The following is a 23405-nucleotide window of genomic DNA, read 5'->3' as shown; positions in this document are numbered from 1 at the left end:
AATCAATCAGTAAGCCTGACCGAGTTGATTCGCAAGATGGCCGGGTTTTGGTGCTCTCCCACATCGCTTCGCGATATGAGTGAGCCCCGAACCCGCCCGCGCTCTCGCGCCACCACGCTACCGCGTGGCCTCAATCAATCGCTCAGTAAGCCTGACCGAGTTGATCGAGGATGGCCGGGTTCTCCAAGGTGCTGGTGTCCTGGGTGACGGACTCGCCCTTGGCGACCGAGCGCAGCAGGCGGCGCATGATCTTGCCAGAGCGGGTCTTGGGCAAGTTGTCACCAAAGCGGATGTCCTTGGGCTTGGCGATGGGGCCAATCTCCTTGGCCACCCAGTCGCGCAATTGCTTGGCGATGGCTTTGGCTTCGTCGCCTTCAGGACGAGCACGCTTGAGCACCACGAAGGCGCAGATGGCTTCGCCGGTGGTGTCGTCCGGGCGGCCGACCACGGCGGCTTCGGCCACCAAGTCAGTGCAACTCACCAGGGCCGATTCGATTTCCATCGTGCCCATGCGGTGGCCGGACACGTTCAGCACATCATCGATGCGGCCGGTGATGGTGAAGTAGCCCGTCTCGGCGTCACGGATGGCGCCGTCGCCGGCCAGGTAGTAGCCCTTCAGCTCAGCGGGGTAGTAGCTGCTCTTGAAACGCTCGGGGTCGTTCCAGATGGTGCGGATCATCGACGGCCAAGGCTTCTTCACCACCAGAATGCCGCCGGTACCGTTGGGCACATCATTGCCCATTTCGTCCACGATGGCGGTGGTGATGCCCGGGAAGGGCAAGGTGCAGCTGCCCGGCACCAGCGGGGTCGCACCCGGCAGCGGCGTGATCATGTGGCCGCCGGTTTCGGTCTGCCAGAAGGTGTCAACGATGGGGCAACGGCCGCCACCGACATGCTTGTGATACCACTCCCAGGCAGCGGGGTTGATGGGCTCGCCCACCGAACCCAGCAAGCGCAGGCTGCTGAGGTCATAACGATCAGGGTGAACGGCGGCATTGCCTTCGGCGGCCTTGATCAGCGAGCGGATGGCGGTCGGCGCGGTGTAGAAGACGGTGACCTTGTGCTTCTCGATCATCTGCCAGAAGCGGCCGGCATCCGGGTAGGTGGGCACGCCTTCGAAAACGATCTCGGTGCCGCCCAGAGCCAGCGGGCCGTAGGTGATGTAGCTGTGGCCGGTGACCCAGCCGATGTCGGCGGTGCACCAGAACACATCGGAATCCTTCAGGTCGAAGGTCCATTTGGTGGTCAACGCGGCAAACAGCAGATAGCCGCCGGTGGAATGCTGCACGCCCTTGGGCTTGCCGGTGGAGCCGGAGGTGTAGAGCAGGAACAGGGGATGCTCGGCCTCCACCCACTCGGGTTCGCACACCGAGGCCTGGCCTTGCAGCACATCGTGCAGCCAGAGATCGCGGCCTTCCACCCAATTGATCTTGCCGCCGGTGCGCTTGTAAACAATCACGTCGCGCAGGGTCGGGCAGACGCCGCCTTCAAGGGCTTCGTCAACAATGGCCTTCAGCGGCAAAGCCTTGCCGCCACGGGCTTGCTCATCGGCGGTGATCACCATCACGGCGCCGGCGTCCTGGATGCGGTCACGCAAGCTCTGGGCCGAGAAGCCACCGAACACCACCGAGTGGGTGGCACCGATGCGGGCGCAAGCCTGCATGGCGGCCACGCCTTCGATGGACATAGACATATAGATGACCACGCGGTCACCCTTTTTGACGCCACGCGCCTTCAGCGCATTGGCCAGCTGGGCCACGCGGCCGAGCAGTTCGCTGTAAGTGACCTTGGTAACGGCACCGTCGTCGGCTTCAAAAATCAGCGCGGTCTTGTCGCCCTTGCCGGCCTCGATATGACGGTCCAGGCAGTTGTAGGACACATTGAGCTTGCCGTCTTCAAACCACTTGAAGAACGGGGCTTCGCTGCTGTTGAGCGTCTTGGTGAAGGGGGTTTGCCAGCTGACGAACTCGCGCGCCAGGCGGGCCCAATAACCTTCGTAGTCCTTCTCGGCCTCGTCAACCAGGGCTTGGTAGCCCGCCATGCCCTTGACGTGGGCGTTCGCCTGCCATTCGGCGCTGGGCAGATATTGGGCGTTCTGAGTCATGAGCTTGTCTCCTCTGAGGGGTTAATCTGCAATCCGTGCTCGCGCTGAATGTCATTCAATTCGCAAGGCATTGACGCGACTGTGCATCGCATCTCTGACGAAGCGCTTACTCAAATCGACACAATGCTGACCCAGCGAACTTCTCCGTCAATGGCCGCGCACGGCAGTTGACGGACAAGTTCTTAGAATCGCTCACCCCAAAGACTCGAGGAATCCATGTCCACGCCCCCCACCCACCTGCGCCCACTCCCTAATTTGATCTTCGCCAGCCGCTGGTTGCAGCTGCCGCTCTATCTGGGCCTGATCCTGGCGCAAGCCGTGTATGTGTTCCAGTTCTGGACCGAGTTGGTGCATCTGATCGAGTCCGCTTTTGGCAACCAAGAGGCCTTGGCCACCTTGGTGAAAAGCATTGGCTACAAGGCCACGGCGATCAAGGATATGTCCGGCGCGGTGATCGGCTACGAGCCCATCGCCAAGCTCAACGAGACGATTTTGATGCTGGTCGTGCTGGGCCTGATCGACGTGGTGATGATCTCCAACCTGCTGATCATGGTGATCGTGGGTGGCTACGAAACCTTTGTGTCGCGCATGAATCTGGACGGCCACCCGGATCAGCCGGAATGGCTCAGCCATGTCAATGCCTCGGTGCTCAAGGTCAAGCTGGCCACCGCCATCATCGGCATTTCCTCCATCCACCTGCTCAAGACCTTCATCAACGCCGATAACTACAGCGAGAAGACGCTGATGTGGCAGACCTTGATCCACGTCGCCTTCCTGGCCTCGGCACTGGCGATTGCATACACCGACAAGCTGCTCAGCAGCGGCCACCCGCCGGCTGAGCACTGAACTGGCTCAGGAGGATTGATTGGCAGCCTTGTGCAAGATCCAGGCGGCAATCGCCCCGGCCAGCAGCGAGCCGCCCAAGACACCGAGCTTGACCTGAGTTTCAAACTCCGGCCCCAGGCCCTCAAAAGCCAGGCCGCCGATGAACAAGCTCATGGTGAAGCCGATGCCGCAGAGCACGCAGACGCCAAAGAACTGCGTCCAGCTGGCACCCGAGGGGCGGCTGGCCGCCCCGAACTTGATCAGCAGCCACGAGCTGCCAAACACCCCCACCGCCTTGCCGACCAGCAAGCCCATGGCGATGCCCATGGGCAGCGGCTGCAAGAGTGCCGCCGGGCTCATGCCGGCAAACGACACGCCGGCATTGGCAAACGCAAACATCGGCAGGATCAGGTAGGACACCCAAGGGTGCAGGCCATGCTCCAGCGTTTCAAGCGGCGAGCCGCCGTGCTTGTCATGCATGGGGATGAACATCGCCGTGGCCACCCCGGCCAGCGTGGCATGCACGCCTGACTTCAGCACGCACAACCACAGCAGCAGGCCCACCGCCAGATAGACATCGCTGCGCGTCACGCCGGAAAAATTCAGCGCCCACAGCAAGAACAAGCAGCCGCCCGCCGCCGCCATCATCGGCAGTGAGAGCTGCTGGGTGTAGAAGAGCGCGATCACGACGATAGCGCCGAGGTCGTCGATGATGGCCACCGCCGTCAGAAAGATCTTCAGCGACGCGGGCACCCGCGAGCCCAAGAGCATCAAGATACCGATGGCAAAAGCAATATCCGTGGCCGCGGGAATCGCCCAGCCGCGCAAGGCCTGCGCATCGCTCCAGTTGAAGCCCACATAAATCAGCGCTGGCACGACCATGCCGCCCAGGGCGGCCACCGCCGGCAGGATTGCCTGCTTCAGGCTGGCCAGCTCGCCCGCCACGAACTCGCGCTTGATCTCCAGGCCCACCAGCAAGAAAAACACCGCCATCCACAAGTCATTGACCCAGACGATCAGCGGCTTTTTCAGCACCAGGGCGTCAGTGCCAAGACGCAACTCACCATTGATCTGGGTGAAGCCCTGGTAGAGATGGCTCAGGGGGCTGTTGCTGATGATCAGCGCCAAAATCGCCGCCAAGGCCAGCACGATGCCGCTGCTGGATTCGCTGGCAAAAAACTTTCGTAGTGACTGTGTCATCAGCATAGGTCTCTCCAGGCGCACCGACCAAGGGCGCGGTATTCAGTAAACTGGCGGGCAGTGTCTCAGAGTTTTTTGTCAGCGCGACCCAGGCTTTGGCTCGCGCGGACACGGTCTCCCCTAAGCCCAGCGCACCTATGACTACCTCAAGCTCCACCCCCATCCGCTACGCCGACCTGGTTGAAAGCGTGGCCGCCGCCCTGCAGTACATCAGCTACTACCACCCGGCCGACTACATCGCCCATTTGGCGCGCGCCTACGAGCGCGAGCAAAGCCCGGCCGCCAAGGATGCGATCGCGCAAATCCTGACCAACTCGAAGATGTGCGCCGAAGGCCGCCGCCCGATCTGCCAGGACACCGGCATCGTCAATGTCTTCCTCAAGGTCGGCATGAATGTGCGCTGGGAAGGCTTCCCCGGTTCGCTGGAAGACGCCGTCAACGAAGGCGTGCGCCAGGCTTATAACAACGCCGACAACAAGCTGCGCGCCTCGGTGCTGAACGACCCGATCTTTGAGCGCAAGAACACCAAGGACAACACCCCCGCCGTCATCAGCGTCAGCATCGTGCCCGGCAACACGGTGGACGTGATGGTGGCCGCCAAGGGCGGCGGCAGCGAGAACAAGAGCAAGTTCATCATGATGAACCCGGGCGACAACCTGGTGGACTGGGTGCTCAAGACCGTGCCTCTGATGGGTGCCGGCTGGTGCCCGCCGGGCATGCTGGGCATTGGCGTCGGCGGCACCGCCGAGAAGGCCATGCTGCTGGCCAAAGAGTCGCTGATGGAAGACATCGACATGTTCGATCTGCTGGCCCGCGGCCCGCAGAACAAGCTCGAAGAGCTGCGCATCGAGCTGTACGAAAAGGTCAACGCCCTGGGCATTGGCGCCCAAGGCCTGGGCGGCCTGACCACGGTGCTGGACATCAAGATCAAGACCTACCCCACCCACGCCGCCAGCAAGCCCGTGGCCATGATCCCCAACTGTGCCGCCACCCGCCACGGCCACTTCGTGCTGGACGGCTCCGGCCCCGCCTTCATGACCCCGCCCAGCCTGGACCTGTGGCCCGATGTGCAGTGGGCGCCCGACTACAACAAGAGTCGCCGCGTTGACCTGAACAAGCTCGACAAGGCCGAAGTTGCCAGCTGGAAAGCCGGCGACACCCTGCTGCTGAACGGCAAGATGCTGACCGGCCGCGACGCCGCCCACAAGCGCATTGCCGACATGCTAGCCAAGGGCGAGCCGCTGCCGGTGGACTTTGCCAACCGGGTGATTTACTACGTGGGCCCGGTTGACCCGGTGCGCGAAGAAGTGGTCGGCCCCGCCGGCCCCACCACCGCCACCCGCATGGACGGCTTCACCCGCATGATGCTGGAGAAGACCGGCCTGATCGCCATGGTCGGCAAGGCCGAGCGCGGCCCCGTTGCCATCGAAGCGATCAAGGACAACGGCAGTGCTTATCTGATGGCCGTGGGCGGCGCCGCCTACCTGGTGAGCAAGGCCATCAAGGCCGCGCCGGTGGTGGGCTTTGCCGACCTGGGCATGGAAGCGATTTACGAGTTCGACGTGGTGGACATGCCCGTCACCGTGGCGGTGGACGCCAGCGGCACCAATGCCCACAGCACCGGCCCGGCCGAGTGGAAAGAGCGCATTGCCAGCGGCAAGAGCGTGAACATCCCCATCGCCAGCGCCTGAGCAAATTGAGCGCATTCAGCCGGCTCTGAATTGAACCGCTGCCAAGGGCAGGAGGCATCGCGATCCGCGAGGCCTCCTGCCTTTTTTTGTCCGCTACGCCGAGCCATTTGGCTTAAGCCTGTGAACTTGTGCGCTTGAGCTTGATCGTCTCAGCGCAAATTGCCCCGCAAACCGCTCAAGCGGCGCAGAATCTTCCTTGCACCCTTTCGTGCCGCACACGCCCCCTTCACGCATGGAACTCCCCTCGAGCGATGAGTTGGCCCGCCACCTGATGGCGCTGCATGAGGACAGCCCGGCGCCTACGGCGTTGTTCGATCAGGACGATGTGCTGCGCTATGCCAACCCGGCCTTTTGCCAGGCCTTTGACACCCGGCCGGACGGCCGCACGCGCTGGATCGACCTGATGCGCGCCAATCTGGCCAAAGGCTGCGGCAATGTGGTGTCTTCAAACGATCAAGAAACCTGGTTGGCGGCGGCCGCGTCACGGCGGGGCAAGCAAGCGTTTCGATCCTTCGAGGCCGATCTGCGCGATGGGCGCTGGATCTGGATGAGCGAGACCACCCACGCCAATGGCTGGATGCTGTGCAGCGCCTGCGACATCACGGCGCTGAAGGTCGATGACCGGGCTTTGCGGCAAGAGCGCGACAAAGCCTTGCGTGCGGCCCAGAGCGATCCCTTAACCGGCATCAGCAATCGCCGCCATGTGATGCAGCAGTTGGAGCAGCAGGTGGCGGCCTTGAACCAAAGTGCAACCTCCTTGGCCCTGGCGCTGCTGGACCTGGACCACTTCAAAGCCATCAACGACAGCTTTGGGCACGACGCCGGGGATGCGGTGATTCGCGACTTTTCCCGCCTGCTGCAACAAAGCAGCCGGCGCGGTGACGGCTGCGGCCGCATTGGCGGCGAGGAATTCATGCTGGTGATGGGCGATGTCGACGAAGCCCAGGCTCACAGCATTCTTGAGCGCCTGCACGCCTCGGTGAGCCAGTCACGCCCCTTGGCCGATCACCCTGAGCGGGGCTATACCTATTCGGTCGGGCTGGCCCTGGCACGCCCGGGCGAGTCGGTCGCGCAGCTGTGCAAACGCGCAGACTTAGCGCTGTACGAAGCCAAGGCCGAAGGCCGCGATCGCTGCTGCCAAAGCCCCTGACATCAGGGGCTGCCACGAAGCTGGCTGCGGACTAAAGCAAAGGCTGAGCATGTGCCCGTTGCTTGAGAAAGGCGCCGCAGCCAAGCCGGGGAAACACCCAGAGCGCAGACGCCAGCTTGCGCTATGCGATCCGCCAGGCCCGCCCTATCATGGCCCGACCGCCTTGTCTGCCGGAGCTGCCCATGCTGAAGACCATCAAGTCCCGCTTGATTGCGGCCTGTATCGGTATCGTGTTTGTCGCCATCGCCCTGGCCACGACGATCAGCTACCAAACGGTGAAAGCCACCGTGCTGCAGCAGATTGACGAACAGCTCAGCGAGCAAGGCCGCACCCATGCGGACATGATCTCGATCTGGGTACGCTCACAAAAGAATATCGTCGCCTCCCTGGCCCCCGCTTTGCAGGCCAGCGACCCCGGCCCGGCTTTGCAACAAGCGCTGAGCGCCGGCGTGCTGGACCTGGCCTATCTGGGTGCGGCCGACAAACGCATGGTGTCGGTGCCCGACCGCAAACGCGCCGCCGACTACGACCCCACCGCCCGCCCCTGGTACAAGCTGGCCGCCGGCTCCGACAAGCCGGTGCTGACCTCGCCCTACATCGCCGCTTCCACCAAGAAGCTGGTGGTGACCTTCGCCGCGCCGATCCGCGAAGGCGGCGACTTGAAAGGCGTGGCCGGCTCGGATGTGCCTTTGGATGAGGTGGTGGCCGATCTGGCCAAGGTCAAACCCACACCCAGCGGCTTTGCCTTCTTGATCGACAAAAGCGGCAAGGTCGTCGCCCACCCCAAGGCCGAGCTCGCGCTGAAGCCCGCCAACGAGGTGGCGCCGGGCATCGAAGCTTTGATGGCGGGCAAGGCACAGGCCGACGCCCTGCCCATCTTGCGCATTGGCGAGCAGGACTTCTTTCTGAAGTTCTCGCCGGTCGGCGACACCGACTGGACCCTGGTGACCGCTGCCGAGCAGACGGAGGCCTTGAAGGCGCTCTCGCAATTGCTGCGCAACGCCAGCATCGGCCTGATTCTGGTCGTGGCGGCAGCGGCTTTTCTGGCCACCTTGCTGGTCCGGGCCCTGCTGGCGCGCTTGGTCAGCGTGCGCAATGCCATGGATCAGATTGGTTCGGGCTCAGGTGACTTGACCCAGCGCCTGGGCACCGAAGGCGAAGACGAGTTGACCGAAATCTCGCGCGCCTTCAACCAGTTTGTCGGCCAGATCGAGGATGTGATGCGTGATGTGCGCCACACCGCCGAGTCGATCGCAGTGGCCTCGCGGGAGATCGCCGTCGGCGGCCAGGATCTGAGCGCTCGCACCGAGCAGACCGCCAGCAATCTGGAGCAAACCGCCTCGGCCATGGAAAGCCTGACCGAAACGGTGCACCGAAGCACCGAGAGCGCCAATGCGGCCAGCGGCCACGCCAGCACCTCAGCAGACATTGCCAATCGTGGCGGCGTCGCGGTGGGACGGGTGGTGACCACCATGAACGACATCAGCAATAGCTCTAAGCGCATTGCCGACATCATCGGCACCATCGACGGCATTGCCTTCCAAACCAATATCCTGGCCTTGAATGCCGCCGTTGAAGCAGCCCGTGCCGGTGAGCAAGGGCGTGGATTTGCCGTGGTGGCGTCCGAAGTGCGCTCACTCGCGCAGCGCAGCGCGGAAGCGGCCAAAGAAATCAAAGGCCTGATCGGCACCAGTGTGGACCGGGTGGAGGAAGGCGCCCGACAGGTTGCGCAAGCGGGCAGCACCATGGACGAGATCGTTGGCAGCGTTGCCAGTGTCACCACCATCATTGCCGACATCAGCGCCGCCGCGGCCGAGCAGAGCCGCGGCATCGACGAGATCAATCTGGCCATCTCGCAGCTGGACCAGATGACGCAGCAGAACGCCGCGCTGGTCGAGCAGTCCGCCGCTGCCGCCGAGAGCCTGAAGGATCAGGCCGCCCACCTCAGCGAGGTAGTGAGCAGCTTCAAGATCAGCTGAACCCGGCAGCTCCGCCATACGCCCAGGTGACCGGCAAGGCTTTGCCGCTCTCCTGGCAAGGCCTGCCTTCCTGCCGCCTACATCTCTTTGAACAGAGACAAATAACTGCGGCTCACCGGCAGGCGCTCGCTGCGGCCTTTGAGCTCAATGTCGGCGGTCTCGTTCTCGCCCCGGGTGACGCGGCGTATCGCGCGCAGATTGACCACCACCGAGCGGTGCACCTGGGCGAACTGATGGGGGTCAAGCTGGGTCAGCAAATCCTTCAGCGGCATGCGGATCAGGGCTTCCGCCACCTGGCCTTCGTCGCGGTAGGCGACCAAGGTGTATTTGCTATCGCTCTTCAAGTAATCGATGTCATCGACCGGAATCATGCGCAGCGAGGCGCCCACGCTGGCGCGCACCCAGCGCAGGGTTTCGGGCTTGTCGAGCTTGAGCCGCTCGGCCAATTGCGTCAGCAAGGCTTCTGAATGCACGGCGGGCTGGGCCTGTTGCAAGCGAGCCTTCAGGCGCGCTACCGTTTCGCTCAAGCGCGCCGCGGTGACCGGCTTGACCAGATAGTCGAGCACGCCATGCTCAAAAGCCTCCAAGGCATATTGGTCAAAAGCGGTGACGAAGACCAAGTGCGCGCGTTTGCCGATATGGCGGGCCACCTCCACGCCGCTCAAGCCCGGCATATGCACATCGAGAAAACAGATCGTCGGTTGATGCTGCTCGAACATCTCGATCGCCTGGCGGCCATTGCGGGCTTGCGCGACGATTTGCAGCTCGGGCCAGGTGGCGGCCAGGCGGGCCTCGAGGATCTCGCGCAACAGCGGCTCATCATCGGCAATCAGTGCGGTCGGGGCGGTCAGGCTCATGGCTTGGGCTCACTAAATTCAATCGTCACTTGCACCCCATGCGGTTCCACCTCGCGCAGCTCCAAACTGGCCGTGCCCCCGTAGGCCCAGTGCAGGCGTTCACGCAGCGCCGCCAGGCCGGTGCCTAGGCCGCCGCCGGTGGCCTGCAGGCCCACACCGGTGTCCACCACGCGCAGGCGGCAACGGCCAGCGTCCAGCAGCTCCGCATACACATCGATACGGCCGCCCTCTTCGCTCGGGTCAATGCCGTGCTGCACGGCATTCTCCACCAGGGTCAGCAAGCTCATCGGCGGGCAGCGCAGCAGATGCACGCCGGCGCCGATGTGCAACGCAAAGGCCAGGCGATCCGGCATGCGCATCTGCATCAGCTCCAGATAGGCCCGCACCAGCTCCAGTTCCTGACCCAGCGTGTTGGCCGAGCCGTCCAGGCGCGGCACGGCGGCGCGCAAATAGTCCGTGAGGCTTTGCAGCAGTTGCGGCGCGCGCGGTGAACCCGCCTCCACCAGGGCCTGCACATTGGCCAGGGTGTTGAACAAAAAGTGCGGCTGTGCCTGAGCCGTGAGCAGGCGCATGCGGGCGTCCAGCGCCTGACGGGCCAGCTCGCTGCGCTCCAGATCGAAGTCAATCGCCTGCTTTTCCACCTTGGCCTCACGCTGGCGCAGCAGCGCGGTCAAAGCCACCCAGGGCGCCAAAAGCGTGCCGGAAAACGTCATGGTCATGAAGCCCATCAGGCGCTGCGGTTCATCCCAAAATTCCGGGGCGCCCGCCGCCGTGCCCAGCTTGTAAAACAGAAAGACCGAGACCGGCACCACCAAGCCAACAGCCAGCACCTGCAAGGCCCAGCGCGCCAGCCACTTGGGCAATCGACGAGGCCATTGCTCGAACAAGCCAAAGGCCAAGAGCACCACCAGGCCGGTGACAAACACCCGCAGGGGCAGGCGAAACGTGAAGTTCGAGTACGTGAGATTGAGCAGAAAAGTCAGCAAGATACAGATCGTGGCGACCGTGCGCACACGGCGCCAACCGAACAGAGCTCGCCAATTGAAGGACAGCGGCAGAACACTGATTGGAGCGTTTGTAGAGGATGGCATCACGGCAGAATACTCGAGTGAATGGCGGGGAGCTGGTGCAGCGCCTGTGAGGGAGGCGGCGACGGACAGCCTGGCCAAGAAAACAAAGAAGGCCCCGACCTAACGCCAACGCTGCGCGGGCTTGCTGAAGTAATGGTGGGCGATATAGCGCCATGGCAGCACCAACGGCGTCAGCACTATGCCCATCAAGCAGGCAAAAGCGGTCTCTTGCACATTCGGCGTCATCGCCCCACCCCGCCACAGCGGGTAGGCAATCACCAGCAACCACAGCGCCTTCCAGACCAGCTCATAGATCAGCAGCGGCAGCATCTGCAGCGGATAGCGCAGCCCCCAGACACAGAGCATGGCCAGGCCGAGCAACATCGCCGCCAACACGCCACTGCGCTGCGCCCATTGCTCGCTGTACTGCCGCATGACCGGTCCCCAGCTGAGCGCCAGCCCCACGGTGATCAGCAAGTAGAAAGCGCGCAGCAGGTTCAGGCGCCAAACGGGAAGGTCTTGGTCGATCATCTTCATTCCTCCTTTAGCCGAGCTTGGCCAGGCTCTTGCGGGCATCGTCGACATTGGCCGGGTTCGCGCGCTTGTTGGCGATGAAGCGCTCGTAGGCCGCCTTGGCCTGCACCTTGTCACCCTTGGCCAGATAGGCGTCACCCAGACGGTGGTCTATGGGATAGTCCTCGGCACCGCTCAGCGTCTTGGCGCGCTCCAGGCTGCGAATCGCCTCCTCGGTTTGACCTTGGGCGGCATGGACACGCGCCAGCCCGTAATAGCCACTGGCCTTGCTGGGCTGATCACGAATCAGGCCCTCGTACAAGCTCTTAGCCTTGGCCAAATCTTTGCCATCTTTCAAAAACGTCAGCGCCAATTGCATCGTGGCTTCGCGGACCTCATCTTGCATGGCGGACTCCTTGCCGGGCTTAAGCCCTGCCAACTCCCGCTCCATCTCGCCCCACTGCTTGGCCTCACCGGCAATGAAAGCGCGGATCAGGCGCGCCGTTTCGGGCTGGCTGGTACGCACGGCGGCTTCCAAGTCTTTGGCCTTGCTGACGCTGCCGCCCATCATGCCGGGCACGGTCAGATAGAGCTTGGCCAGTTGCACCCGGCCGGTGAAGCTGCCCGGGTCCAGCTCCAGCGTGCGGATCCAGGCCGCCTTCAAGCTGTCCAGCATGCGCATGGCCTTGAACATGCCCAGGCTGAGCATCTGCAGGCCGAGGTTCTGCGCCGTCGCCAGATGGCAAACCGCCACATTCGGGTGCTGGTCCACACACAGCTTGGCCTGCTTGGCGCCGGCCTCAAGCCTCTTGGCGTCACCGGCATCGCTGAAGCTCAGCGCCAGGGCCAAGGCCGCACTGGCTTCGGCATCGGCGGCATTGACCTTCAGGCGAGCCTGGGCCAGTTGCTCCAGTTCGCTGAACTTGCCTGCGTCTTGCAAGGCCTCCAGTTGCGCGTCTTTGAAGACGGCCGCATGGGCGGAACCAAGCGCCGTCGCCAGCGCCAAGCTGGCCAAAACACTATTGATTGAACCGGGTGTGCGGGCTTGAGAGTTTTGAGTCGTCATGGCAGTGCTGCGGTGTTGTGAGGGGCTTGAAGCTGCGACAGCAAGAACAAGCCGGCGCTGCGAAATGCAGGAATTCGGGAAGACGGTGCCATTGTGTTGAGCAGGCCCGACGCATACACAGCCGCCCCGACGAGCCACGAAGCGCGGGTTTTCAGCCACGGTGCTGCCGGACGAGTGGCGCCAAGATGGCGCGGCCCGCGGATCAGCGGCCGCAGGCGCCGCTGGTCTTGGCCGGGCGTCACTCATCCCTGTAATTGCGTCTCCGATCCGGCATGGCTTGGCCGCGCGCCCACTGGCAGGGCACAGTCGGCCCCTTACTCCACAGAGAGCCTTGTCATGAAAAAAGTTCTGCGTTTCCTGCTGCGAGGCTTCTTGGCCCTGACTGCGCTGCTGGCCGTGCTGGCCAGCCTGTTCGCCTACTTCCTCTACACACCCGATCCCGAATTGCCGCAACTGTCCGGCAGCTTGACCAAGGCCACCATCGAAGTGGCCGGCGTGAAGCGCAGCTACCGAACCTATATACCCAAGGACCTGCCCAAGGGCGCGCCGCTGGTCTTGGTGATGCATGGCTCGGGTGAAGGCCCCGGCCAGATCCGCGTCGGCACCGGCTACGCGTTTGAACGCCTGGCCGACCAGCATGGCTTCGCCCTCGTCTACCCCAAGGCCTACGCCTCTGACTGGAACGACTGCAGCCGCATCGGTGACAAGGAACTGAACGGCGTCCGCGGCGACGACGTGGGCTTCTTGGCCGCCCTGGTCGACAAATTGGTCGCCGAGCTGGTGCTCGACCCGGCGCGTGTGTTTGCGGCCGGCGTTTCCAACGGCGGCTCGATGGCGATGCGCCTGGCGTTGGAGCAGCCGAGCCGCTACAAGGCGGTGGCCGCCGTGGTTGCCAACATACCGGCGCCGCAGAACTTCCAATGCAAGCCGGCGGCGCATGAAGCCACCTCGGTGATGATCATGAACGGGACTGAAGACCCCTTGGTGCCCTATGCCGGCGGCGAGATCAATTTGCTGGGCCTGTTCTACAAGGGCGGCCCGATCATTTCATCCCGCGCCTCGGCGCAGTATTTCGCCGATTGGGCCCAGCTGGGCGGCGCCCCCCAAAGCAGCGAGAAGCTCGTTGCGGCCGGTGTGCGTGTTGAGCAGAACCGCTGGAGCCCGGCCAACAACAGCAGCAAGAGCGATGGCAAGGCCGAGGTGGTGCTCGTGAGCATTCATGGCGGCGGCCATGGCCTGCCGCAACCCTACTCGCAGCGCCCGCGCTTGCTGGGCCCCTCACCGATGGAGCCGAATGGCCCGGCCATGATCTGGGCCTTCTTCGAGCGGCAGCCCAGCTAAGCCGACCAAGCCAGTACGTTTTTGCACTGAATTTAGAAGTTATTGAGAACAACATGACGGTCCTCACCATCAGCCCCGAGAGTTCCCCTCTGGTTCACGCCGCCGCTGCGGCTGTGCTGTATCTGCATATCGGCGCCGGCAGCGTCGGCATCTTGTCCGGCGCGGCCGCCTTTGTGTTCCGCAAGGGCACGCCGCTGCATCGGCTGATCGGCAAGATCTTTGTCGTATCAATGCTGATCATGTCCGGCATCGGCGCCTGCGTGGCGCCGTTTCTGCCGACACCCGAACGCGCCTCGGTGATCGCCGGCATCCTGACCTTCTATCTGGTCTTGAGCTCCTGGATGGCGGTCAAGCGCAAACCGGGCCAGATCGGCGGCTTCGACTACAGCCTGTTGCTGAGCTCGCTGAGCATCACCGGCGCAGGCGCCTACTTCTTTTGGCTCGCCATGCAAAACCCACGCGGCATGCTGGACGGCCAGCCGGGCGCGGCGTTCGTCATGTTCATGATCATCGGCAGCCTGGCGGCGGTGGGCGATCTGCGCCTGATTCTGAAGCGCGGTGTCACTGGCGCCACCCGCCTGGCGCGCCATCTCTGGCGCATGACGGTGGCCTTGTTCATCGCAGCCAATTCGCTCTTCCTGGGTCAGCCGCAGGTGTTCCCGAAGGCGGTGCAAAAGTCCGGCTTGTTGAATGTGCCGGCGCTGCTGATCCTGGCCTTGCTGCTCTACTGGCTGGGCCATGTCGGCTACGGCGCCTCCAAGCGCCGCCGGCTGCATAAGTCAGCAGGCCTGCAGGGCGCTTGAGCTGATCGGGCCTGGCCTGATTAGGCTTGAACGCTGGCGTAGTACTGCTGGATGGCCGGGGTCGCGGCGACGCGCTCCAGATGGGCCAGCAAATCGGGCGCGACCCGCGCCACTAAATCGGTGGGCACATGGTCCAGGCGGCCGGAGTTGAGCCAGCGCACGAGCACAAACACCTTCAGGTCGGCAATGGTCAGGCGCTGGTCGGCAAAGTATTGGCCGCCGCGCGCGCGCAGCTGGGTCTGCAGCCAGCACAGGTAGAGCGTCAGCGGACCTTGAACCAGGGCCTCGCGCGCCAGCTTCAAGGCATCCGCCTGCAGGCCAAAGGTCTGACCCAGCTTGACGTTGACATCCTCCAGCGCATCGATGACCTCATCGCACAACAAGGCCTGATAGGCATCCGTCGGGTAGAGGCCGGCCAGCTTGCCGACATAGCGGGTGATGGCATCGCTCTGCGTGACTTGCTGGCCATCGACGTGCAAGGTCGGCACCTGGCCGAAGGGCGTGGACTTGCGAACTTCGGCGAACTCAGCAAATGGGAAGCGGTCGTCCTCGAAAGGGATATTGCCAATCCGCATGGCCAGGCGTGCGGGCTCGCCACGGCCACCGTGGGTGTCGAAGTAGGTCAGTTTGAGTTGCGGCATGGTGATCATCGGGTGGGTATGCCTGAGGCAGGCGGGGTTGAAGCGTGTTGCGCATGCTACGCCGAATGCGTAACGGCTTCAGCGCGGCCCGCTGCCTTTGGCAAGGACCAGCAAGCCCGGCTGACAAGCCCAAAACTGGGCGATTGACGGCCTCGTCGGGTGGCTGCGCTGAATGCGTGGCCCTTGCAAGCTTTTTGTTGACCAGGATCAACGCAAAGCGCCATGGCAGGCTCATGCTCGGCAATCGCTAGCGCTCGCGAATTGAGTCGTGGCGAGAGGCCGATGGCTGCAGCGCCATCTCTCCCTTGCTCCATTTCAATGCATGGAGCAAAGCAGCCAAGCGCTGGCAGTTGGGCAAACAGTCTTGGAGCATTAGTGAGGGCACCACTCGGCCAATCATGGCCGGGCGCGGCTCCCGCTAGAACAGGAGTTGATATGCGAGTCTCGAATTCTCAATCGGTCGCAGCAAACCTGAGTGGTATTGCGAGCGCGGTCTTGATATCGCTGGCGCCAAGCCCGGCGTCAGCCGCCGTGATCGGCTTTCTCGGCAACTTCGATGTCATCAATGACACCGGCAAGACCGCCCACGGTTTCGAGATCGAACTCGAAGGCCTGCATGCCAGCGATATCACCGACACCTTTGGTGGCCCTGGGCGAGGCTTCCCCACCGGCCGGGGCTTCGGGCCCGGCAGCGTTGAGCGCTATGGCTCGCCAACGATCGTCGAATACACAAACGGCGCGGTCTTCGGCACCAAGGTCATCTACCAAGGGCTTTTCAACGGCAGCGCCTGGGACTACGGCACACCCAGCGGCAGCTTCATGACGCCGGGTGACAACTGTTGGTCAGGTGGCGGGCTGGGCTACAACGCGACGACACCCTGCGACCACTTCGGCGTCGGCACGACCAAGAACGCCAGCAAAACAACCTATAGCTGGTTGACGGAAACCGCCCCCAACTCCGGCATCCTGAACAACGGCGTGGTGAACTTGCCGGCCCCGGTTTGGAACGTGCTCCCCGCCCCACCTCCCCCTGCTGGCCAGCCACCTGCCCCGCCGGTGGTTGCCGCCGTGGTGCAAGCGCCGGCCCCGATTCAAGCGCCGGAAAAGCCCGAGCCTCAATGGGGCGATGCGCTCTGGGTCAAGGTCTTCACAACCGAGTTGGAAGACACACCAAAGCTTGAGGACTTGGTCGGCGGCAATGCCGCCATCAACAATATGCACACCGAGACTGAATGGCAATTGCTGCAAAAGGACCCGGGCAACCCACTCTCCGGCGTATTGGAGAGCGGTTACGGCGTACCCGTCGGCCCCAAGGCCGCTTCTATTCTGAGGCGCTATGAGTTCTATGACTTTGGCGGCGTCTACGACCCGGAAGATCACCACGCCATTCTTGAAGGCAATGACTCCAACCCCCTTGGCGCCGATGTGGGCCACTACCTCGGTGCGCAGAACGGCGCAGTCAATCTGAACGGCAATCTCGCGGCTGTCCCAGAGCCCAAGACCTTGGCCCTGATCCTGGCCGGACTGGCTGCTATGGGATTCTTGATTCGCCGCAAGCAAGGCGTTTGATTTGCGCGGGGTCTCGCGCCGCAGCGCCCTGCCCTCAGGCCAGCAAACTGGGCACCAGCCCGGTCCAGCGCTTGAATGAGCGGCGGAAGTTACTGCGGTCGTGAAAGCCCAGTTGCAGAGCCACCCCCTCATTGCTGCGCCCTTGCAGCAGGAGCAGGTAAAGCGCGACATGGGTGCGCACCTGGTCGACCTGGGCCTGGTAATGGGTGCCATGCTGGGCCAGGTGGCGCTTGAAGGTGGCGCTGCTGACGCCAAAGAACGCGGCAGCCTCGTCCAGTGAGGGCGCTTCGCGATAGCGCGGCAGCAGATGATCGTAGAGGGCGGCCAGCAGGCCGCGCGCGCGCGCCGCGGGCTCGGCCCCTTGCGCCAGCGCCTGGGCAGCCATGCCGCCTTGCACCCCACGGGGCCAGGTCTTGCCCAGCCAGGCCGCGGGCAAGCGCATCGCATCCACCTGGCAATCGAACTGCAGCTCAGGCCCCAGAAACACCGCATGCTGCGACAAATCACGCGGCTGGGTGCGGTTGAAGCTGTAGCACCAAGGCAGGCGCACACCCCCCAACCATTGGCACATGGCGGTGACCGCACTCATCTGCAAATCGACCACAAAGCCGCGCTGCGCCGCGGGCAAGCCGCAAGCCTCGGTCCACAGCAGAATGATCTCGTCGCCATGGCGCAGCAGGCGCGGCGTGAGCAGCGGCGACAAGCGCCCGGCGTGCGTGATCAGCAACTCCAGGGCCTGGCCCAAATTCTCGGCCTGACTCAGCGCATGGCTGGGCAGGCCGTAGTGGCCGGGCAGGCTCAGCTGGCCCAACACAAAGGCCGTGTCGGCCGAGGCCAACTCTTGCTGCACCACCGCCATCAAGCGCAAGAGCTGCTGGGGGCTGAGCAAGGCCGGCGCCGTGCCAGCGGCGCCCAGGCCCGCCGCCTCTTGCAGCTCAGCCGGCCTGAGGCCGCGGCTGCGCGCAAACTCCAGCAGCAAGACCGGCCAATGCTCCCAGGCCAGGCAAGGGCTGCTGAGTTGATAGGGTTTTGACGCCACCGGCGCTGGCGGCGGCAGCAAGCCACTCAGGGCCGCCGCCAGCGCCAGGTCTTGCGCGGAGTCGGCCACCGGCGGCTGCGTCACCACCGGGCTGCTCATGGCGCCTGCCGCAACTCATGCGCCAATGCCAGCAATTGCTGCTCGGGCGGGCGGCTCAGGCTCATCTCGGCCCAGGCACTCTGGCCGCTGAGTTGCAGGCGCTGGCCACTGCGGCTGTGGTGAGCCAGGCTGCTGAGGGCCTGGCGCAGATGCTCGGCCTGCAAGCGCGCGGCTTGGCCGTCAGAGCCCGGCATCAATACGCAGAAGCGGTCGGCCGCATAACGGCACAGCAAATCGTCTGGGTGCAAATTCAAGAGCAGCAAATGGCTGACGGCTTGCAGCAAGCGGTCGGCCTCAGCCAGGCCCAGTTCACGCGCCACTGAGTCAAAGCCCTTCAGGCTCAACATCAGCAAGGCACCGGGCCGGCGCATGCCTTGCTCAAGCGCGATCTGCGCTTGCAAATAGTTCGCATCACCCAGCTGGGTGATGCCATCCATGCTGCGATGCTCGCGGAACAAGCGTTCGCGCTTGAGCAATTGCTCGGTCAGCGCCCGCTGTTCCTGGCGCCAGTGATGCAGGCCCAGGGTTAGGAGCAAGGCGCCCAAGGGCACCAGCGTCGATTCGAGCCAGTTGTCCCAAACAATGGCCTTGGGCAGGCGCCAGAACTCGTCCAACAAGTCCACCCACTGACCGAGCAAGATGGCAGCCAGGCCAAGGCAGAGCAGATCGGTCACGCGCCCACCCGGGCGACTCAGGCGCAGTTGGAAGAGCCATACCCCCGCCATCACCCCCATGCCGCCTTCGCCCACGATGTCCACCCAGCGCCATTGCGCCAGCGGTTTGAACTCACCCAAATTGGCAAAAGCCCAGAGCAGCGCAGCCATCGGCAAAGCCAGTAGATGAGCGATATGGCTCAGCCCCAGCACGGGGGCCAGGGGGCCGGGCTGCAAGAGTTTGAGAAAGGCGCGCGCTGAAACCATCGCTGCGCATGCTAACGAGCGAATGTGACAGGGTCGTCACAAAGCAGTGTTGTGGACGGACGGGGTGCGAAAAGCTCAAGCCAGCCTGGCATTTGCGCCGATCGGTCCCCTGGCGGGGCCAGATGACCAGCTGTCACGGAGCCGCCATTTGCCCTGCCTAAGGTGCGAACCCAAGGCATGCATGTGCCGCCCAAAGACTCCTGAACTTCACCCGAAATCGACAATGTCCACCGCCATGAACTCACCCCGCCCCGCCGCCAAATCCCGCCTCCAGCGCCCAGCGAACTTGGCCGCCCTGCCACGCCTGAGTGCCCTCAGCCTGTGCCTGCTGACCGCCTTGGCAGCGCAAGCCCAAAGCGCGGCGGCACCCGCCAAGGAAGCGAGCAAAGCCAGCACCAGCGCCAAAACGCTGGACACGGTCGTCGTCACCGGCCAGGCCGCCAGCCTGCGCAGTGCACTGGACAAGCAGCAAGCTGCGCAAGGCGTGCTCAGCGTGGTCCATGCCGACGGCATCGGTCAGCTGCCTGACAACAACGCGGCCGAAGCCTTGGCCCGCATTCCCGGCGTGTCGGTGGAACGTGACCAGGGCGAAGGCCGCTTCGTCCGCATCCGTGGCCTGGGGCCGGACCTGAACGCCGTCAGCATCAACGGCACGCTGGTGCCCTCGGCCGAGGCTGACCGCCGCGCCGTCGGCCTGGATGTCGTACCCGCTGGCTTGATCCGTTCGCTGGTGGTGACCAAGACGGCCTTGCCCGAGCAAGATGCCAACTCCCTGGGCGGATCAGTCGAGGTGAACACCTTGTCGGCCTTTGACCAAGCGGGCCGCTTCCTGACCCTGTCGGCCGGCGCCAACCACTCCAGCCTGACCGGCAAGGCCCGCCCCACGGCCGCGTTGATTTACAGCGACCGTTTCTTCGCCAACACCTTGGGCGTGGCAGTGGCCCTGAGCACGGACGAGCGCAGCTTTGGCTCCAACAATGTGGAAAGCGGCGGCGCCTGGGACCTCAGCGGCGCCCAGCCGGCCCTGAACAAGCTGGAGCGGCGCAGCTACACCATCACCCGCGAGCGTCGCGGTGCTGCGCTCAACCTCGATCTGCATCCCGATGCGACTCAAAGTTACTACCTGCGCAGCTTCAGCAGCCGCTTCACCGACACCGAGACGCGCCAGGCCCAGACCCTAGAGTTCACGCCCGCGCTGACCGTGGGCGCCACTGGCACGGCCAAGGCCGCCCGCAGCCTGAAGGCGCGTGAAGAGATCTCGCAGATTGACTCGCTGAGCCTGGGCGGCGAGCGCCGCTTTGGCGACTGGAAGCTGCAAGCGGCAGTCGGCGCCGGCCGCGCCAGTGAGAACAAGCCCGACACCTTGTCCGGGGCCACCTACAAGAACGCCAGCACCCTGAGCGGTATTTCGTTTGCCGACAGCCAGCAGCCCATCATCAGCGGCCCGGCCGCCCTGGCCAGCGCCAGCGGCTTTGCGCTCGACAAGATCAAGCTGGAAAAGAGCCTGGCCACCGACCGCGAGCGCAATCTGAAGCTGGATCTCTCGCATGAGCAGGAGTTCAATGGCCTGGAGTTGGAACTCAAGGGCGGCATCAAGCTGGCGCGCCGGCAAAAAGACAATGAACGCGATGTCTGGAGCTATGGCAGCAAGGTGCTGGCCAAAGCGCCTTACAGCTTCAGCAAGGATCAACTGGCGCTGGCTGCCGTGGTGGCCGATGGCATGCCGCGTTATCCCTGGGGTGACTTGGGGCCGAATATGAGCGAAGCCGCCGTTCGCGGCCTGGTCGCATCCTTGAAGCCGGCCGACTTCCGTGAGGCCAGCGACTCCGCCGTCAGTGACTATCGCATCAAGGAAGACAGCGACGCTGCCTATCTGCAAGCCCGCATCGAGTGGAAGTCCACCCAGCTCATCACCGGCCTGCGCCACGAATCCTTGGCCATGGACGCGTCGGGCACCGGCAACAAGAAAGGCACGCTGAGCCCGCAGCAAACCAGCACCAGCAGCCATCACTGGCTGCCGGCCCTCTTGCTGCGCCATGATCTGCAAAAAGACACGCAGCTGCGCGGCGCCTACACCCAATCGGTGGTGCGGCCAACTTTCGGCCAGCTCACCCCCGGCTTCATCATCGACGACAAGACGGCCGAGTTCGGCAACCCCGAACTCAAGCCACTGCGCTCGCAAAACCTGGACTTCGGCATCGAACGCCGCCTGGACCGCGACGGCGCGGTGTCGGCCTACGCTTTCCACAAGAACATCAAGGACTTCGTCTACCGCAGCAATCTGGCGGGCCAAGGCGCCTGGGTCGGCTTCGACTCGGCGCTGACCTATGCCAATGGCGACGCGGCCAAGGTCAGCGGCCTGGAGTTGTCATACGGCCAGGCCTTGCGCAGCCTGCCCGCGCCGCTCAACGGCTTGATCGTCGGCGCCAATGCGACGCTGGTGACCTCCGAGGCCACGATTGGCGGCTACAAGGCCGGCGTGTGGCAGCAACGCAAACTGGCCCTGCCCAGCCAGTCTGACCGCAGCGTCAACCTCAGCCTGGGCTGGGAGGGCTATGGCTTCAGCAGCCGTGTGGCGGCCAATTACAAGTCGGCCTATCTGCTGGAAGTGGGCGATGTGCTGAACGCGGCCAAAGACATGTGGGTGGACGCACAAACGCAAGTCGATCTGTCGCTGCGCTATGACATTAGCCCCAAGCTGCAAATCAGCTTCGAAGCGCTGAACCTGCGCGACACGCCCTACTACGTCTACGCCGGTCAGCGTGCCCTGAACACGCAGTACGAGCAATATGGCCGCAGCTACAAGCTGGGCCTGAAGCTGGCGGTGTTCTGATGCGCAGCCCTTCGAACATGACATCGCTTTTGAACATCGCTTGCGCACTGAGCGTCTTGCTTGGCGGCGCCACCGCACAGGCCGCCACCTCGCTGAAGCTGGATAAATCCGGTCTGCAATTACTGGATGAGAGCGGCCGCGAATTGGACCGACTCAAGCTGCGCGCCAAGCGCTGGGATCAGCGCAGCGAGGGCAATGACGCCGCCACGGGCTCTGCCACTGCAAGCAAGGGCGGGCCGGAAAACGTGGCCGTCTTGCTGGACGCTGACCGCGGCCGGCCTGTGCTGGTGCGCTCACAGGGTCAGGTCTTGCGGGCCAGCGATCTGCCCGAGCCCGGCTTCGCGGTCGATGGCCTGTGCCTGCATCGCGACCCGCAGGGGCTGCTGCACCTCTTCTTGCTTGGCGAAGAGGGCTTGAGTGAGCAATGGCTGATCAGCGCCGACAGCGCCCGCCCCTTGCGCCGCCTGGCCACCGCGCCCGGCGTGTCGACTTGCCGGGTGGATGATGCCCGCCAAGTGCTGCAGGTGCAGGAGCCCAGCGTGGGCCTGTGGGAGCATGGCACCGAGGTGGAAGGCAAGCCGCAGCGCCGCCTGCTGAAGAGCGCGGCGCCTGCCGCCGCCCTGCCCGCCAGCACGGCAACGGCCAAGCGCTACGACTGGCCAGTGCTGCAAGCCAGCGCGCAAACCGACCCAGTGGCGCGCTTCGGTGATGCGGCCGACGATCCCGCCATCTGGGTGCACCCGCAAGACCGCAGCCGCAGCCGGGTGCTGGGCACCAATAAGAAGCAAGGCTTGTTGGTCTATGACCTGCAAGGGCGAGAGTTGCAGTTGCTGGAAGTCGGCCGCATCAACAATGTTGACCTGCGCCAGCGCATCCTGACCGGCGGCCAGAGCTTCGATCTGGCCGTGGCCACCCAGCGTGACGAAAACGCCTTGGTCTTGTTCGGCATCGAACCCAGCGGCCAAGTGCGTGAGTTGGCCCGCCTGCCTACCGACTTGAAGGACATCTACGGCCTTTGCGTCGGGCGTACGCCGGATGGCCAGTTGGACGCCTTCCCGAACGACAAAGACGGCCGGGTGCAGCAGTACCGCGTGGAACTCAATGCGCAAGGCCAATGGCAGGCCCGCCTTTTGCGCGCCTTCAAACTGGCCAGCCAGCCCGAGGGCTGCGTGGTGCACGAGGCGGAGCAGCGCCTATTTGTCGGCGAAGAAAAGCGCGGCATCTGGGCCGTGGACGCACGCGCAGATGCGCCGGTCAAGCCATTCATGGTGATGCCGGTGGGGGCGGAGTTGCAGGCCGATGTGGAAGGCCTGGCGGTCTACCAGGGCCGGGACGGTGGGCCCAGCTATTTGCTGGCGTCCTCGCAAGGCAATCACAGTTATCTGGTGCTGGATGCCAAACCCCCGTTTGCCTTGCGCGGCGGCTTTCGCATTGGCATCAATGCCAAGCTGCAAATCGATGGCACTTCGGAGACCGACGGCCTTGAAGTCAGCTCGGCGGACTTTGGCGGCGTTTATGGCCGCGGCCTGATCGTGGTGCAAGACGGCCACAAGCGCTTGCCCGATGGCCCGCAGAACTTCAAGTACCTGCCCTGGTCAGACGTCGCGCGAGCGCTGAAGCTGCATTGAGATCCAAGGCTGATGTGAGCACCCGGACCATGGTGGTCGGGCGCCCCTGTGAGCAGATGTAGCCTAGGCGGACCCTG

General features: G+C 64.0%; 18 protein-coding genes. 9 read left to right on the top strand and 9 right to left on the bottom strand.

The features are described from left to right. Positions 1–142 precede the first annotated feature (142 nt). Complete coding sequence (acs, locus tag AT984_RS05505; protein ID WP_058719230.1) at positions 143–2104, bottom strand: acetate--CoA ligase; 1962 nt, start codon at positions 2102–2104, stop codon at positions 143–145. A gap of 216 nt (positions 2105–2320) precedes the next feature. Between acs and AT984_RS05500 the strand changes: the two genes are divergently transcribed. Then, positions 2321–2950 carry a TIGR00645 family protein gene (locus AT984_RS05500; RefSeq protein WP_058719229.1) on the top strand — a complete coding sequence of 210 codons (630 nt, stop codon included), beginning with the start codon at positions 2321–2323 and terminating at the stop codon, positions 2948–2950. A 6-nt stretch (positions 2951–2956) separates the two neighbouring features. Here the strand turns inward: AT984_RS05500 and nhaA are convergent, their stop codons facing one another. Then, positions 2957–4135 carry a Na+/H+ antiporter NhaA gene (gene nhaA / locus AT984_RS05495; RefSeq protein WP_058719228.1) on the bottom strand — a complete coding sequence of 393 codons (1179 nt, stop codon included), beginning with the start codon at positions 4133–4135 and terminating at the stop codon, positions 2957–2959. Positions 4136–4266: 131 nt separating this feature from the next. Here nhaA and AT984_RS05490 point away from each other — a divergent pair, with 131 nt between their 5' ends. The 3 genes from AT984_RS05490 (at position 4267) to AT984_RS23825 (ending at position 8949) form a co-directional block, all read left to right on the top strand. Then, on the top strand, positions 4267–5820 hold the full coding sequence (locus AT984_RS05490; RefSeq protein ID WP_058719227.1) for a fumarate hydratase: 1554 nt from the start codon (positions 4267–4269) through the stop codon (positions 5818–5820). 232 nt (positions 5821–6052) lie between these two features. After that, positions 6053–6970, top strand: a complete 918-nt coding sequence (locus tag AT984_RS05485; RefSeq protein WP_058719226.1) for a GGDEF domain-containing protein — start codon at positions 6053–6055, stop codon at positions 6968–6970. A gap of 182 nt (positions 6971–7152) precedes the next feature. Next, positions 7153–8949 carry a methyl-accepting chemotaxis protein gene (locus AT984_RS23825; RefSeq protein ID WP_058719225.1) on the top strand — a complete coding sequence of 599 codons (1797 nt, stop codon included), beginning with the start codon at positions 7153–7155 and terminating at the stop codon, positions 8947–8949. Positions 8950–9026: 77 nt separating this feature from the next. On the opposite strand, the gene AT984_RS05475 is transcribed toward AT984_RS23825, so the two are convergent. The 4 genes from AT984_RS05475 to AT984_RS23205 all read right to left on the bottom strand — a co-directional run bounded on the left by AT984_RS05475 (position 9027) and on the right by AT984_RS23205 (position 12455). Continuing rightward, positions 9027–9806 carry a LytR/AlgR family response regulator transcription factor gene (locus AT984_RS05475; protein WP_058719224.1) on the bottom strand — a complete coding sequence of 260 codons (780 nt, stop codon included), beginning with the start codon at positions 9804–9806 and terminating at the stop codon, positions 9027–9029. Continuing rightward, the gene (locus AT984_RS05470) at positions 9803–10792 is read right to left on the bottom strand and encodes a sensor histidine kinase (protein ID WP_231741534.1); all 990 of its coding nucleotides are present in this window, start codon (positions 10790–10792) and stop codon (positions 9803–9805) included. The genes AT984_RS05475 and AT984_RS05470 overlap by 4 nt, the downstream gene beginning before the upstream one ends. A gap of 204 nt (positions 10793–10996) precedes the next feature. After that, complete coding sequence (locus AT984_RS05465; RefSeq protein ID WP_058719222.1) at positions 10997–11407, bottom strand: hypothetical protein; 411 nt, start codon at positions 11405–11407, stop codon at positions 10997–10999. Positions 11408–11420: 13 nt separating this feature from the next. Beyond that, on the bottom strand, positions 11421–12455 hold the full coding sequence (locus AT984_RS23205; RefSeq protein WP_197418251.1) for a tetratricopeptide repeat protein: 1035 nt from the start codon (positions 12453–12455) through the stop codon (positions 11421–11423). Positions 12456–12791: 336 nt separating this feature from the next. Between AT984_RS23205 and AT984_RS05455 the strand changes: the two genes are divergently transcribed. Beyond that, a complete protein-coding gene (locus tag AT984_RS05455) occupies positions 12792–13796 on the top strand; it encodes an alpha/beta hydrolase family esterase (protein ID WP_058719220.1) in 1005 nt (334 codons plus the stop codon). A 53-nt stretch (positions 13797–13849) separates the two neighbouring features. Further along, complete coding sequence (locus AT984_RS05450; protein WP_058719219.1) at positions 13850–14599, top strand: hypothetical protein; 750 nt, start codon at positions 13850–13852, stop codon at positions 14597–14599. A 20-nt stretch (positions 14600–14619) separates the two neighbouring features. Here AT984_RS05450 and AT984_RS05445 read toward each other — a convergent pair whose 3' ends face one another. Continuing rightward, the gene (locus tag AT984_RS05445; RefSeq protein ID WP_058722113.1) at positions 14620–15240 is read right to left on the bottom strand and encodes a glutathione S-transferase; all 621 of its coding nucleotides are present in this window, start codon (positions 15238–15240) and stop codon (positions 14620–14622) included. Positions 15241–15675: 435 nt separating this feature from the next. On the opposite strand from AT984_RS05445, the gene AT984_RS05440 reads away from it, so the two are divergent. Next, a complete protein-coding gene (locus tag AT984_RS05440; protein WP_058719218.1) occupies positions 15676–16809 on the top strand; it encodes a PEP-CTERM sorting domain-containing protein in 1134 nt (377 codons plus the stop codon). A gap of 34 nt (positions 16810–16843) precedes the next feature. Here AT984_RS05440 and AT984_RS05435 read toward each other — a convergent pair whose 3' ends face one another. Together AT984_RS05435 and AT984_RS05430 are read right to left on the bottom strand one after the other, a co-directional pair. Continuing rightward, positions 16844–17947 carry an AraC family transcriptional regulator gene (locus tag AT984_RS05435; protein ID WP_082679810.1) on the bottom strand — a complete coding sequence of 368 codons (1104 nt, stop codon included), beginning with the start codon at positions 17945–17947 and terminating at the stop codon, positions 16844–16846. Continuing rightward, a complete protein-coding gene (locus AT984_RS05430; RefSeq protein WP_082679809.1) occupies positions 17944–18867 on the bottom strand; it encodes a GGDEF domain-containing protein in 924 nt (307 codons plus the stop codon). Before AT984_RS05430 ends, AT984_RS05435 begins: the two co-directional genes overlap by 4 nt. A 235-nt stretch (positions 18868–19102) precedes the next feature. Here AT984_RS05430 and AT984_RS05425 point away from each other — a divergent pair, with 235 nt between their 5' ends. Continuing rightward, positions 19103–21700 carry a TonB-dependent receptor gene (locus tag AT984_RS05425; RefSeq protein WP_082680298.1) on the top strand — a complete coding sequence of 866 codons (2598 nt, stop codon included), beginning with the start codon at positions 19103–19105 and terminating at the stop codon, positions 21698–21700. A gap of 17 nt (positions 21701–21717) precedes the next feature. After that, a complete protein-coding gene (locus AT984_RS05420) occupies positions 21718–23328 on the top strand; it encodes a phytase (RefSeq protein ID WP_082680297.1) in 1611 nt (536 codons plus the stop codon). The last annotated feature ends 77 nt before the right edge of the window (positions 23329–23405 follow it).

Origin of the sequence: Paucibacter sp. KCTC 42545 (genome assembly GCF_001477625.1) — a bacterium.
Lineage (GTDB): Bacteria > Pseudomonadota > Gammaproteobacteria > Burkholderiales > Burkholderiaceae_C > Paucibacter_A.
The sequence above is the reverse complement of the archived record's forward strand: the minus strand, read 5'-3'. Positions and strand labels throughout refer to the sequence as shown.

Excerpts from the sequence above, each read along its gene's own strand:
- AT984_RS05455 (WP_058719220.1), top strand. The coding sequence starts at position 12,792 with ATGAAAAAAGTTCTGCGTTTCCTGCTGCGAGGCTTCTTGGCCCTGACT.
- AT984_RS05440 (WP_058719218.1), top strand. The coding sequence starts at position 15,676 with ATGCGAGTCTCGAATTCTCAATCGGTCGCAGCAAACCTGAGTGGTATT.
- AT984_RS05450 (WP_058719219.1), top strand. The coding sequence starts at position 13,850 with ATGACGGTCCTCACCATCAGCCCCGAGAGTTCCCCTCTGGTTCACGCC.
- AT984_RS05475 (WP_058719224.1), bottom strand. The coding sequence starts at position 9,806 with ATGAGCCTGACCGCCCCGACCGCACTGATTGCCGATGATGAGCCGCTG.
- AT984_RS05445 (WP_058722113.1), bottom strand. The coding sequence starts at position 15,240 with ATGCCGCAACTCAAACTGACCTACTTCGACACCCACGGTGGCCGTGGC.
- AT984_RS05500 (WP_058719229.1), top strand. The coding sequence starts at position 2,321 with ATGTCCACGCCCCCCACCCACCTGCGCCCACTCCCTAATTTGATCTTC.
- AT984_RS05490 (WP_058719227.1), top strand. The coding sequence starts at position 4,267 with ATGACTACCTCAAGCTCCACCCCCATCCGCTACGCCGACCTGGTTGAA.
- AT984_RS05435 (WP_082679810.1), bottom strand. The coding sequence starts at position 17,947 with ATGAGCAGCCCGGTGGTGACGCAGCCGCCGGTGGCCGACTCCGCGCAA.
- AT984_RS05465 (WP_058719222.1), bottom strand. The coding sequence starts at position 11,407 with ATGATCGACCAAGACCTTCCCGTTTGGCGCCTGAACCTGCTGCGCGCT.
- AT984_RS23825 (WP_058719225.1), top strand. The coding sequence starts at position 7,153 with ATGCTGAAGACCATCAAGTCCCGCTTGATTGCGGCCTGTATCGGTATC.
- acs (WP_058719230.1), bottom strand. The coding sequence starts at position 2,104 with ATGACTCAGAACGCCCAATATCTGCCCAGCGCCGAATGGCAGGCGAAC.
- AT984_RS05425 (WP_082680298.1), top strand. The coding sequence starts at position 19,103 with ATGAACTCACCCCGCCCCGCCGCCAAATCCCGCCTCCAGCGCCCAGCG.
- AT984_RS05485 (WP_058719226.1), top strand. The coding sequence starts at position 6,053 with ATGGAACTCCCCTCGAGCGATGAGTTGGCCCGCCACCTGATGGCGCTG.
- AT984_RS23205 (WP_197418251.1), bottom strand. The coding sequence starts at position 12,455 with ATGACGACTCAAAACTCTCAAGCCCGCACACCCGGTTCAATCAATAGT.
- nhaA (WP_058719228.1), bottom strand. The coding sequence starts at position 4,135 with ATGCTGATGACACAGTCACTACGAAAGTTTTTTGCCAGCGAATCCAGC.
- AT984_RS05430 (WP_082679809.1), bottom strand. The coding sequence starts at position 18,867 with ATGGTTTCAGCGCGCGCCTTTCTCAAACTCTTGCAGCCCGGCCCCCTG.
- AT984_RS05420 (WP_082680297.1), top strand. The coding sequence starts at position 21,718 with ATGACATCGCTTTTGAACATCGCTTGCGCACTGAGCGTCTTGCTTGGC.